This is a genomic window from Bacillus sp. HMF5848 (genome assembly GCF_003944835.1).
In the GTDB taxonomy this organism is placed as follows: domain Bacteria; phylum Bacillota; class Bacilli; order Bacillales; family HMF5848; genus HMF5848.
Map to the genome: position 1 here is coordinate 2,606,730 of NZ_RWIV01000001.1, position 13,385 is coordinate 2,620,114.

Genomic DNA, 13,385 nt, shown 5'->3' on the forward strand with positions numbered 1-13,385 from the left:
ATTTAAATGATGATAGCAACTTTCAAGACTATTTCTATTAACAACTCAATTATTTCCTCATATCCCTTCCCTCGTTTTATTCCTGTGTAAATGGAAGTTTATTGTCTATGTTAAATTCACCAATGACCATCACATTGAAGTTAGTTAAATCGCATTCGTATTCTTCTAATGCTTTATACAGTAACTTACCATATGAAGAATAACCTGGACTTTTTCATGGTCCAGACTGCAATTAATGTAAAATCCTTCTTGCCTGTCACCTATGATGCAGATAAAATAGAATCATTTAAGAGGTCAAGCTTTTCATTAACGTATGTTTGTAAGTGCAGTTGACTTCCTTTAACAGCTTTGCCATTCATTTTTGATACCTTTGTCATGCAATCAGCTCCCTCATAAACAGTTATTATTCCCACTAACAATTATACATTATTTACCATTAACTTTCCCGCAAAAACCAGTAATATAGTACACATATACGTTTCACTGCTAGTAATCAATTTTTATAGAAAAAAGAGGGAGAACTCCCCCTCTCTACTTCACATAAACTTCTCTCCGTATTAAGTAATCACTTACCGTATCTTGACATAAGCCATAGCCAATTCCTGGTTTGTCAGGGACAGCGATTTTGCCAGGATCGTGGAATTCAACTTCCTCTGTTGTGATATCTTTGATCCAGTAGCGACTGGATGGTGATGTATCGCCTGGGATGGTGAAGTTACTTAATGAGGAGATGGCAATGTTATGGGCTCTTCCAATGCCTGACTCCTGCATGCCGCCGCACCAAACGGGGATGCCGCGCTCCTCACAAATATCGTGAAGTCTCTTTGACTCAGACAGTCCTCCGACACGACCTACTTTTATATTGATAATTTTACAACTTCCTAGTTCGATTGCTTTTCTGGCATCATCAGTTGATTTGATACTTTCATCTAAACAAATCGGCGTGTTGATTTCACGCTGTAGCGTCGCATGATCAATAATATCGTCATACGGCAACGGCTGTTCAATCATCATTAAGTTGAATTGATCCATCTCTTTTAATAGATCAATATCATCTAGTGTATAGGCCGAATTAGCATCAGCCATTAAAGGAACAGTAGGAAATCTCTCTCGAATGGCACGAATTGGTTCGATGTCATAGCCGGGCTTAATTTTAAGCTTCAATCGTTTGTAACCAGCTGCCACATATCCTTCAATGTCATGTAGTAGTTTGTCGATGTTCTTCTCTATCCCCATGCTGATGCCACTCAAAATCTCTTTTTTGACTCCACCCAATTCCTTTGCTAAGGAAACGTCCTTTATTTTACAATATAAATCCCATATCGCACCTTCAAGAGTCGCCTTTGCCATTTTATTTCCGCGAATCCAACGGAATTGTTCATGAAACTCATCTGGGTGATTGATATCACGATTCAAAACGGCTGGTATCATATATTGCTCAAGCATATGCCAACACGTATCGACGGTCTCTTCACTATATACAGGAATATCCATCGCAACACACTCACCAAACCCTATTTCGTCTCCGTCATAAGCGGACAGTAGGATAAATTCACGATGGGTTTCAACTCCCATGCTCGTTTCAAAAACATCCTTTAGTGGCATCTTTAAACGGTACATGTCGATTCGTTTTATGTTCATACATCAACCACTCCTAGTCTGTTACGCTATCACAATATTCTTTTGTTACTGTAAAGTAGATATTTACTGCCTGTAAAAGCTGCTCGACAGCTATTTGTTCATTTTCTGCATGTGAATACTCAATTTTCCCCGGCCCGCAAACGACGGTTGGAATCTTTCCGTAATACGAAAGTAAACCAGCGTCAGTCCAGCCACGCTTAGTCGAAACCTCCGGATTCCGTTTTGTCACATCTGTTATCGTTTTTGTCAAAATCGGAATAAAAGGATGATCCGGTGCTGTATTTAAAGGAACATGATGATACGTATCTTCGTCTATGTGATCAAGCATCGTCAATGATGCATTGAAATTAGGATCTTCCTCTTTTAATTCGTTTATGACGTCTTGAATTTCTTGCTCTATAGATTCAGGTGTTTCCCCTGGAATGTAGCGACGGTCCAGCTGAAATGAACATTTGTCAGCAACAGTACTCGGCTGTGTGCCACCTGTAATCGTTCCAAAGTTTAAAATGGAGCGACCGCAATACGGATGATTTCGTCTGTCCAATACCGGTTGAATCCGTTCCTCAAGGCGGGTTATAAGTTTAGCTGCTTTTGAGATCGCATTTACCCCTTTATGAGCGACCCCGCTATGGGCCGTTACACCTTTTACATCAACTTGAATCCACTCCAGACCACGGTGGGCGATGGCGTAATCAAAATGAGACGGCTCTCCGACAATCGCCACGTCAGCTGTTACACTTTCTCTGATTAATTGCTTTGTCCCTTCACTTTGGCCTTCTTCTCCGACTACAACGGTCACTATCAATTCCCCGGCAAGCGGGATGTTTCCACGGTGGAAGGCGACAAGGGTAAGAAGCATCGCAGCAACTGCCCCTTTCATGTCGTTCGTGCCTCTCCCTTGAATAAAACCATCCTTTACCGCTGCCTCATAAGGGGGGAAATCCATCTCATAAGGTGGGACGGTATCAATGTGACCGTTTAACATGACTTTTTTTCCTTCTTTATTCCCTTTGTAACAAGCAATGACATTGTAAGTGTGCTCTGTTACTTGTTGCTTCGTGTATGGAACGCCATTCTCATCCAAAAACTTACATACTTCATCTAACGCGTCTTTCTCCCTTGTAGGAACATTCCAGTCACTAGGAATTCTAACTAATCGTTGTGTTAACGAAACGACTTCTTCTGGACGTAATATGGAATTAAAAATGTTCACAACAAAGCTCCTTTATTTTTTGATTTAGCTCTGTTAAAGGTAGATGTTGATTTTAAAACTATGTTGATTGTAGCGAAATGCGCGAGACTCTAGCGGGAAGTAGTGGCAGGCGTGAGACCCCACAGGCGCAAAATGCGCCGAGGGAGGCTCACGGCCACCCCGCAGAAAAGCGAAGCGCAATGTAGCGAAAATCAACAAAAAATTTAACAGAGCCGTTGATTTTAAAAACGTTTATTGGACTCCAATCATAACCGCCACAACAAGAGCTACACCAGCAATAACTGTCCAACCTAAAATTAGTTTCCAAATAAACTTGAACCAACGATCATACGGAACACCAGCAACAGCTAGATATCCCATTAACGCTGCTGATGTTGGAATGATGGAGTTTGAAATACCGTCTCCATATTGATACGCCAATACAGCAACTTGACGGCTTAACCCTAAAATATCTGCCAACGGCGTCATAATTGGCATCGTTGTCGCAGCCTGACCACTACCAGATGGAATAAAGAAGTTCAGGAATGTTTGTGTAATAAACATACCGAGAACCGTAAGTGAATCTGGCAAGTTCTGAATGGATCCTGCAAGGCTATTAATCAATGTATCAATGATTCTACCTTCTTCCATAACTACTAGTATCCCGCGTGCAAAGCCGACAATCAACGCACCAAACGTTAACATTTTTGCACCATCTACGAAGGCATCAAATGTTTTATTCACATTTAAGCCGCCAACAAATCCACATACCAATCCAATAATAATGAAGGATGTCGTTAGCTCTGTAATATACCAGCCCCATTGAAAGACACCATACATGTTAAAGAGAAGACCACCGAATAAGAAGACAAAAACAAGAATATGCTTCGCGTTAAGCTTAGGTATTTCTTCTAATGCAGCTGAAACATCTTCATGTTTCGCTTTTTGCTCAATATCATACATGACCCCTTTTGTCGGATCCTTTTTCACTTTGTAGGCATACCTCATGACAAAGAAAATACCGAACGCTAAAATACAAACGTACACGATGGAACGAAACACAATACCTGAAAAGAGCGGTACTTCCGCAATTGTTTGTGCCACACCAACTGTAAACGGATTCAACATTCCACCTATAAATCCACTAGCGGCTCCTAAACTAATCATAGCCGTACCTGTAATGGCATCAAAGCCTAAAGCCCTTGCCAGCGCTACTCCAATCGGAACGAAGATGATGCTCTCTTCTGCCATCCCCATGGAAAAACCACCCACTGAAAAAAGCGCCATGGAAATAGGAATCATCAATCGTTCTTTACCCTCTAATCCAATAACGGCTTTTCCTATTCCAGCCTCAATCGCTCCTGTGGCTCGAATAATACCAAATGCTCCTCCTACGAGTAAAATGAAGAAAATAATACTGGCTCCATCCTTCATGCCAGTTGGAATAGCTTTAAACATCTCAAAAAATCCTACCGGGCTTTGCTCAACAGCAGCATAAGAACCTTCGACAACAACCGTTCTTCCTGTTGATTCCATTGTAGTTCGCTCAAATTCACCAGCTGGGACAATATACGTTGCAACCGTTGCTATGATAATGATGAGCATAATAATCGCATACGTATGTGGAATCGGAAACATAGGTTTCTTTTTTACCGTTTCTACCTCGGGGTTCATATTCATACCTTCTTTCTTTTTTTTTTGCGAGACAATCCGTCCTACTCAAACGATTTATCGAACAAAAAACTTTCTTGTTTGATAAGAGGTTTCAATACCGAATTTATCTTCGTTATATGCATGTTCCTTTTTCACGCGGACCATCATCTCTGTCAGAATGCCATTTAATAGAGAATAGGCGGCTGCAATATCATTGATGAGTTTGCTTTCTGATGTTGAAATACAAAATGTTACATCACTAAACTTATGAATGGGTGCAATTGGTGAGTCTGTAATACCGATAACAGAACCACCATGCTTTTTGAATTCTTCCGCAATCCATAACGTGTCCAAGGCATATCGATGAAACGAACTCGCAATGAGGACACTTCCTTCATGTATGTTTTTCAGCTGTGAAAAAATATTATCCGTACCAGGCTGTAGAAGAATGACATCATTGCGTACTTCCTGCAAGTTAAACCATAGCCAATGAGTGATAGAAAAAGAATTATAAGATCCTAACGTAAAAACCTTGTCAGCTTTCAGTACCATATCTATCATTCTATCAACTTGTTCCTTGGTGACGTTCTGCATGGTTTGTTTAATATTAGCCATGTCTTGCAGCATCACCTTTTCATATAATTCTCCTCCTTCCTCTTGATCAATGGTGATGTGACTTTTGAAGTGATATATATATTGACGAACTTCTTGTTGAAGCTCGCTAAACCCCTTAAATCCGAGAGAATGGCAAAAACGAATAACCGTTGTTTCGCTGACTCCTATTTTTTCTCCTATGGAGATCGCTGTCGACTGCGAAAACAATACAGGATCGTCCAATAGTTTTTCTGCCACCTTCTTCAAGCTTGGAGAAAGTGTATTATATGTAGTTGATATTTTTTCTTGATAATCTGCCATAATAGTAACCTCACTTTTTTGAAGGATTTACTTTATTTTGATTTCCAAATAAAGGATTTACTTCATTTTGATTATATTAACAGAAAATTATTAATATTACAAACTAATATAAAAAAAGAGGATGACTGGTAATCTTGGTTGATAGAATTACCAGTTCATCCTCTTAAGAGTTCATATTACTTGGTAGTTTATGTAATGAAAACATATGTTCATAATAATAATAGACTATGTTCCTTTTCTTTAGCTGGTTAAAACCGTTATTATGATTCCTCATAATTGCTTGTTTCTTTTTAAAATATAAAACGGTACATACAACATAAAAAAAGTAGCAAGGGCTATGAGTTCTAGGCTGAAAATGTAGTATGGCCAAGGACCAAGGTAGTCAAGAATAGAGGGATTGACTGGTTTTTTCATAATGTACATATAATTTCCATTAATCGCTAGGTTTACAAGAAATATGATCGCTGTATAAACATTTAGATACAGAAAGGCTCGCACAATCGACTTAAAGGTTGGATAAAAGCCTTCGACTATTACTATAAATAGATTCGCTATTAAAATGCCTCCGTGTGAGATAAAGAAGTGAACATATCTAAAGTGAGGAAAGGTGTATGCTTGCAAATCTGGTGTAATCATCGCTTGAATGGCACTTCCTACTCCGACAAAATACGTAAATTCAAACAGGTTATAGCTGCGTGTTAAAAGTAATACAGTCGATAACACTAATGAAAGACTGCTTAAATGAAGCGGAAGAGAGTTCATGACTGACCACATGCCGATATAATGAAGCCACCATGCCAAGCTTATTTCTGAAATAATAAGAATAGTTGCGAGTGAATACCTAAAGATGCTGTTTGTCACTTTTTGTTGTAGTTGTTGTCTAAAGATATACATTCCAACACAAACTAATACAAAAAAGGCCAACGTAAGTAAGTGCGTGAGCGAGAATAAAATAAACGGCTTGTTTCCATCTTGTATGATTAGCTCTTTCATCGTTTTCTCCTTTTGCTGCCTAGCGTTTTATATTACTAACATTTGTTGAGAACCACTAAATCTATTCAGTTAATAGGGACAATCAAACATTTGCGTCTCTTTTTTCCTACAAGACTCTATGTAAGCGCTTCGACTATGTCAAACAAGTGAAACAATGCTGAAACACCTCCAATATTATTAGGTAAAAGTATATAATCAGTATTAACACTTTAATTAGGCAACTTACGATTTGGAGGTACTACCGTGATTGTAGATTTATTGGAAGAACCCCTTATACTACTTTTTATCATCTTATTTTTAGGCTCTTGGATTGGGCAAACGAAAATCAAAGGGTTAAGCCTCGGCTCTGCAGGTATTCTACTTGTCGCTATGATTTTTGGCCATTATGGGTTCCAAGTTGCACCGATTATTCAAAGCTTCGGACTTAGTTTGTTTATCGTGGCAGTTGGATTACAAGCAGGTCCTCGTTTTTTCCGCATGATGCGTACGAGCGGGATCATTTTTGGTATTATTGGCTTTATCATTGTTTTTGTTGCCGTTATTACGACCGTTGTAGTGTCCAAGCTGTTTCATATTCCAGAAGCATTGAGCATTGGACTTATGACAGGCGCTTTAACTAGTACACCTGGTCTTGCAGCGGCTCTTCAAGCAACGAACGACCCGATTGCCTCTGTAGGGTACGGGATTGCCTATCCTTTCGGGGTAGTGGCCGTCGTGTTATTTGTGCAGCTTCTACCAAAGCTGTTGAAAGTAAACTTGAAAGAGGATTTAACAAAAGCAGCCGACCCAGTTCGAAATGAAGAGTCACCAGAAGTAACAACCATTGAGGTGACGAATCCTTCTATTCATAAGCAAACATTGAAGGAGCTAAATTTCAATAAATTCCAATCCGTCGTTATTAGTCGTGTTATTCGAAACGACCGAAACATAATCGCATTGGGCGATACGGTTATTTTAAAAGGAGATCGATTAGTGACAGTTGGATTGCGATCTCATATTGAAAGATTTCGCGACTATGTTGGTAAAGAGGTGACGACAAACCTCAAAAATGCCGACCATATTAAATTAAGAAAGATCGTCGTTGACTCAGAAGAAACGATTGGGAAAAATTTAAAAGAGTTACACTTAAGACGAAAATATGGTGTGACGGTGACAAGGTTTGAGCGTGGCGGGTTTGAATACAACCAAAACGCGAGAATTCGTTTAGAAAGAGGCGATATCTTAACGGTCGTGAGTAGTGTGGACCGGCTTGATGATGTCGAAAAATTGTTTTCTAGAAAACGTCTTGCGATTACCAATGTACACATTTTTTCACTCAGTATTATCCTATTAATTGGGATTCTTGTCGGGATGATTCCAATCCACCTTCCTGGCTTAGGCACTATAAAACTGGGCGTTGCTGGTGGTCCACTATTTGTAGCACTAATCATCGGGCATTTCGGGAAAATCGGACCTATTCAGGCCCGCTATTATCAGCCATCTAATAAAGTTATTGGCGATATTGGACTGGCCCTTTTCTTAGCCGGTGCCGGCACGACAGCCGGTCAAGGCATTGTCGAAGTCGTTCAAACAGAAGGACTCACCCTGCTACTTAGTGGCGCGATTATCACAATTGTGCCCATAGCGGTTGGCTTCTTTATTGCTAGGAAGATATTCAAGTTAAGTATCATTCATTCATTAGGTGTCCTATGTGGTGGCATGACAAGTACGCCAGGGCTAGGCTCGGTGAATCAACTTATTGATTCGGAAGACCCTGCGATTGCCTATGCGGCAGCCTATCCATTTGCCCTCATTTTTGTCGCGATTGCTTCGCAATTGCTCATTTTCTTCATATAAAGGACGCATGGGGACGGTTCTCATGCTTCCTTCCCAACACGGGAAGGAAGCAGAAGAACCGTCCCCTTTCTGCCATCCATGCATAACTCCCTCTTATTCCGAAAAACCTATCGTAGATACAATTGATTAATTATTGAAGAGTAAAACTACCACTAGATTTTTATTCATGATTTGCTAGTGGTGATTTTGTTATTTTTCGGGAGGATTGCCTTTATTCTGCAATCCCGTTTCCACTTTCCAAGAACTAGGCTTATGTTTCGTAATCATTAGAACTGGTAACTAAATACCTTATAGTGAAAAGTTTTTTTTTACCGAATATGTACTGAAAGGGAGCATAATACCATGAAATCATTAGAACAAGTTGAGCAAACTCATAATGAACATATAGACCAATACATTCAACATGTATTTGAAACGGTGAAAAAACGCAATCCACATGAAAGTGAATTCCATCAAGCGGTGAAAGAGGTATTAGATTCACTTATACCTGCCCTCGTTCAAAATCCTCATTATATCAATCAAGCCATCCTCGAACGAATCGTTGAGCCTGAAAGAGTGATTACGTTTCGAGTGCCGTGGGTAGATGATCAAGGGCATGTGCAAGTAAATCGTGGATTTCGCGTGCAATATAATAGTGCGATTGGGCCTTATAAAGGCGGGATAAGATTTCATCCTACAGTAAACGCAAGTATTATTAAGTTTTTAGGCTTTGAGCAAATTTTTAAAAATGCACTAACTGGGCAACCGATTGGTGGTGGCAAAGGTGGTGCCGATTTTGATCCAAAAGGTAAATCAGATGGAGAAATTATGCGATTTTGCCAAAGCTTCATGTCGGAGCTGAGCAAGCATATCGGCCCTGACATTGATGTGCCGGCTGGTGATATTGGTGTTGGGGCAAGAGAAGTTGGCTATCTGTTCGGGCAGTATAAAAAAATTCGCGGTGGGTTTGAAGCTGGTGTGTTAACCGGAAAAGGAATCGGCTACGGTGGAAGCCTAGCACGCAAAGAGGCAACTGGATACGGAACAGTTTATTTCGTAGAGGAAATGTTAAAAGACAATGATCTTTGTTTTAAAGATAGTACTGTCGTTGTGTCTGGCTCAGGTAATGTGTCTATTTATGCGATGGAAAAAGCTATGGAGCTGGGGGCCAATGTGGTTGCTTGTAGTGATTCAAGTGGATATATATATGATAAAAAAGGGATCAACTTAAATACTGTCAAACGCTTAAAAGAAGTAGAACATAAACGAATTCACGAGTATGTAAAAGAGCATCCAGACGCTATCTACACAGACGATCCATCTGGCATTTGGTCCGTGCCTTGTGATATTGCCCTTCCATGTGCGACGCAAAATGAAATTGACCACCACTCTGCCCAGATATTAGTGTCAAATGGCGTTAAGGCGATTGGTGAAGGAGCAAATATGCCTTCTACTCATGAAGCCATCAATCTTTTCTTAAAAGAAAATATTTTATTCGCTCCCGGAAAAGCCGCCAATGCGGGAGGTGTCTCTGTATCCTCTTTAGAAATGGCACAAAACAGTGCCCGACTTTCGTGGTCATTCGAAGAAGTCAATAACAGGTTGCATCGAATCATGAAAAGTATTTACCGTAACAGCAAAGATGCCGCCGAGACATACGGCGCTCCCGGAAACCTTGTGGTTGGTGCCAATATCGCTGGCTTTGTAAGAGTGGCCGATGCGATGATTGAGCAAGGCGTCATATAAGGAAGCATGGGGACGGTTGTCATGCTTCCTTCCCGTGTGACGTGAAGGAAGCAGAAGAACCGCCCCCGTTTTACATTTTAAGCAAAGCCATCACAATCTTATCCTCAAGATTTTTTCCTTCCCACTCATCAAGCAACCCGTTCAGTACGATAGAGAAAATGAGGTCCTCCCCACTGTCTGTTTTTACATATCCAGCAAGAGAACTGACAGACGTCAATGTGCCCGTCTTTGCATATACTCTGCCAATTGCGCTCGGGTCTGTTAACCGATAACGAAGTGTGCCACCGACCATTTTCTCATGAAAGCCTGACACAGGCAGCGAAGATTGAAAGGCAGGAAACCATTTCTGTTGTTGTGCCACAAAGAGAAGCCTTGATATTTCATTAGCCGGGATGGCATTTACGTGAGATATGCCAGAACCATCCCGTGTGATGAGTGTGTTCACATCAATGCCAAGTGCTTGGAGTTCATGCTTCATCACTGCCAATCCTTGATTCCAGCTTCCTTCACCAGCCTTCACTTTCCCCATCTCTTTAACCAATACCTCTGCGTGCACGTTGTTGCTTAATTTCATAAACGGGATTAGCAGCTCTTTTAATGGCATCGAATGATGCTCAGCTAAGAGTGTCGCATTCTTTGGTGTCGTGCCGCGCCGCTCGTTCCCGCTAACTTCTATCCCATGACCTGTGAGTGATTCATGAAACACATCCACCGCGTATAAAGTTGGCTCCCAAACAGCAACCCACTCTTTATCTTTACGAGCATTGACCGGAATCGTTCCCGACAGAGTAATGACATTTGTTCCGTGCTTACGCTCCACCGTAATATCCTTTTCCTCTTCTGCTGCGACAGTTTTTATGTCGTTTTGAATGGTTACGTACTTTGTTTTTGGTGTCACCGTGACACGTGCTTTTCCGCCCACTTTTTTGTTTGGCATGACTTCCAGGAGAACGGTACCTGTATCATAATCGCTATCCGGTGCTAACGATAAGGCAGACACTCCCGCTCCATAATACTCTTGTTCATCCGACCAAGGTAAATCAATTGAATGCCGCACATCGTCAAACCAACTATCATCTCCTATTACATTTCCTTCAATTTTTTCTATACCCGCTTTTTGTAACGTCTCAACGATCGTTTCAAGGTCTGTTTGAAGTAAAGTCGGATCTCCTTTTCCTTTTAAAAATACGTTTCCGTACAGCGTTCCTTTTTTCACATGGCCATCTGTTAACACCTCAGTCGTAAATCGGTAGTTTTCGCCTAACAGTTGCAGAGCAGCTTGCGCTGTAAATAATTTCATGTTCGATGCAGGCGTTAACCGTACGTTACTGTTACGCGCATAGAGCACGTCACCAGAAAATGCATGTCGCACGCTTATTCCAATTGTGGCTCCTTTTAATAAAGGTTCATTTTCTACGAGTTGAGTAAGTTGTGTCGTTAGCTGCTCGATACTTATTGATTCTTTTGCATGAGGCGCCTCCACCGTCATGTAAGGTAGAAAAGAAATAGCCAATATAACACATACATGTAATAGAAGTTTCAGTTTCATGACATATCCTTTCGTGCTTTGTCATTATGCCCATTACATTGGTATGACTGATAATACAATTTTTTATTCATTTTTTTAAAAATATCATGTTTACTAGTTTTGTTTTTCTAGCCCGATATTTGCTTGGAGCTAGAAAAGGCGATTTTTGAGTGGTAAAACTATATAGAGATTGATGATGCTGGTGGAGCACGTGAAACTTTATATCGTTGCTAGTCAGCTTAACAATCTTTCTATATTTTGTTTTCCCGAAATAGACACAGGTCTCTAATACGACTAATGGTATAATAATAGTGCACTCTTTTCATTTTTTTAAAACAACGAAAGGATTTCGGTAAATTACTATGAAGCAATCACGAGACAATTTACCTATAGACAATTTATATAAGGTCCTTTTCGACCAAAACCCTTTGCCGATACTTATTATTCGGCCTAATATTGGACAGATTTGCGATGTAAATCAAGCAGCTATTGATTTTTATGGCTTCTCCAAAGATGATTTTCTACAAAAGACCGTTTTTGATTTAAATTTCTTACAAAAAGAAGAAGTTATGGCAAAAATGGCAAAAGTGAATGAGGAAGGAAAAAGTGTCTTTTACTTTAAACACGTTCTTAAAAACGGACAAATAAAGGATGTAAAAGTTAATAGTATTAGAATAAGTAATGGATCTACTAACCTTCTGTATTCTATTATTACTGATATAACAGAAACGAAGATTCGAACTTCCTTTTTTGAGATACTTTTCAAAAAATCTCCCTATGCTATCCTCATTCTAGATAACGAGTACCGCATTATGGATGTTAATTATAATTTTGAAGAGCTATTTCAATATAAAGCAAGTGACATCGTCGGGAGGTCTCCGATGCACGTGATATATCCTGAGAATACTGCTACAGAACAGAACGAGAACATTAAAGAAGTAGAGAAATCTGGCTTATTAAAAACGAACACCATCCGAAAGAAAAAAGATGGAAATCTCGTATATATAGAGCTCATCTCTTTTCCAATATTTAACGAAGATGAACACATTGCTACGTATGCACTTTATAGAGACTTAACAGAAACGCGTCAATTACAAAAACAAATAGAGGACAACCTTGACTATGCACAGAAAATTCAAATGAGTTTATTGCCAAAGCCGATTGAAGAGGAGCATATCAAAATTCACGGTCATTGCGAGCCTTGGGAAAAGCTTGGTGGTGACCTTTATTACTGGCAAGATTTAAAAAATGGGCAATATGCAGTACTCATTGCAGATGTTATGGGACATGGGATATCAGCATCATTAATATGTATGAAAATACGTACGCTTGCTTCAGATATATTACATTTCAATACGTTCGATCCTGTCCGGTTTGTGCAACTTCTTAATGAGCATATGAAAACTAATTTAGCAGGTTTGAAGGAAGCCATATATTTCACAGGAATCTTCATGCTGATTGATACGATCGATAAGAAAATTTCGTATGTGAATTGTGGGCATCCTTATGGTGTATTGTTACAAGATAACGGTAGGCATTCTCTTTTGAATGATGGGACGGTGCCCATAGGATTACTCCATGATATAAACCCACCCTTACACGAGATTTCCTATAGTCATAATAGTAGGCTAGTACTTTATACAGACGGGGTCCTACAGGAAGAATCACTCAGCCTAGATGATAATATTCATTATTTAATCCGCTTCACAAACGATTATACAGCATTAAACAATCATGATTTTGTGAAAAAAGCAATTAGCTTAAGAAAACAAGCGGCTGATGTGTCAGATGATGTATCTTTCGTATCTATTCAATTGCTTTAAATATTGTGGAATTTAATAGTTTTTCTAACGCATTATGTAAGTGTAAGCTTGATCCTCCACTTCATTGACAACTGAGGTG

9 protein-coding genes are annotated in these 13,385 nt (G+C 39.8%); 3 read left to right on the plus strand and 6 right to left on the minus strand.

Annotation, left to right across the window (positions count from 1 at the left end; translation table 11 throughout):
- Nucleotides 1-531 precede the first annotated feature (531 nt).
- The 5 genes from menC to EJF36_RS12555 all read right to left on the minus strand — a co-directional run bounded on the left by menC (nucleotide 532) and on the right by EJF36_RS12555 (nucleotide 6,394).
- Nucleotides 532-1,641 carry an o-succinylbenzoate synthase gene (gene menC, locus EJF36_RS12535; RefSeq protein ID WP_125906646.1) on the minus strand — a complete coding sequence of 370 codons (1,110 nt, stop codon included), beginning with the start codon at nucleotides 1,639-1,641 and terminating at the stop codon, nucleotides 532-534.
- A gap of 13 nt (nucleotides 1,642-1,654) precedes the next feature.
- Entirely contained in the window at nucleotides 1,655-2,854 is a 1,200-nt protein-coding gene (locus EJF36_RS12540; protein WP_125906647.1) for a M20 family metallopeptidase, read from the minus strand.
- Nucleotides 2,855-3,085: 231 nt separating this feature from the next.
- Nucleotides 3,086-4,513 carry a YfcC family protein gene (locus EJF36_RS12545; protein WP_125906648.1) on the minus strand — a complete coding sequence of 476 codons (1,428 nt, stop codon included), beginning with the start codon at nucleotides 4,511-4,513 and terminating at the stop codon, nucleotides 3,086-3,088.
- Between the two features lie 48 nt (nucleotides 4,514-4,561).
- Nucleotides 4,562-5,401 (minus strand): MurR/RpiR family transcriptional regulator, encoded by an 840-nt coding sequence (locus EJF36_RS12550; protein ID WP_125906649.1) that lies wholly within the window; start codon nucleotides 5,399-5,401, stop codon nucleotides 4,562-4,564.
- A 270-nt stretch (nucleotides 5,402-5,671) separates the two neighbouring features.
- Nucleotides 5,672-6,394 (minus strand): YwaF family protein, encoded by a 723-nt coding sequence (locus tag EJF36_RS12555; protein WP_125906650.1) that lies wholly within the window; start codon nucleotides 6,392-6,394, stop codon nucleotides 5,672-5,674.
- Between the two features lie 243 nt (nucleotides 6,395-6,637).
- Between EJF36_RS12555 and EJF36_RS12560 the strand changes: the two genes are divergently transcribed.
- Both EJF36_RS12560 and gdhA read left to right on the plus strand, forming a co-directional pair.
- Complete coding sequence (locus EJF36_RS12560) at nucleotides 6,638-8,230, plus strand: aspartate:alanine exchanger family transporter (RefSeq protein ID WP_260471899.1); 1,593 nt, start codon at nucleotides 6,638-6,640, stop codon at nucleotides 8,228-8,230.
- A gap of 342 nt (nucleotides 8,231-8,572) precedes the next feature.
- Nucleotides 8,573-9,955 carry an NADP-specific glutamate dehydrogenase gene (gene gdhA, locus EJF36_RS12565; RefSeq protein ID WP_125906651.1) on the plus strand — a complete coding sequence of 461 codons (1,383 nt, stop codon included), beginning with the start codon at nucleotides 8,573-8,575 and terminating at the stop codon, nucleotides 9,953-9,955.
- A gap of 70 nt (nucleotides 9,956-10,025) precedes the next feature.
- Here gdhA and dacB read toward each other — a convergent pair whose 3' ends face one another.
- Complete coding sequence (gene dacB, locus EJF36_RS12570) at nucleotides 10,026-11,504, minus strand: D-alanyl-D-alanine carboxypeptidase/D-alanyl-D-alanine endopeptidase (RefSeq protein WP_125906652.1); 1,479 nt, start codon at nucleotides 11,502-11,504, stop codon at nucleotides 10,026-10,028.
- Between the two features lie 341 nt (nucleotides 11,505-11,845).
- Here dacB and EJF36_RS12575 point away from each other — a divergent pair, with 341 nt between their 5' ends.
- Nucleotides 11,846-13,306 (plus strand): SpoIIE family protein phosphatase, encoded by a 1,461-nt coding sequence (locus EJF36_RS12575; protein ID WP_125906653.1) that lies wholly within the window; start codon nucleotides 11,846-11,848, stop codon nucleotides 13,304-13,306.
- Nucleotides 13,307-13,385 lie beyond the last annotated feature (79 nt).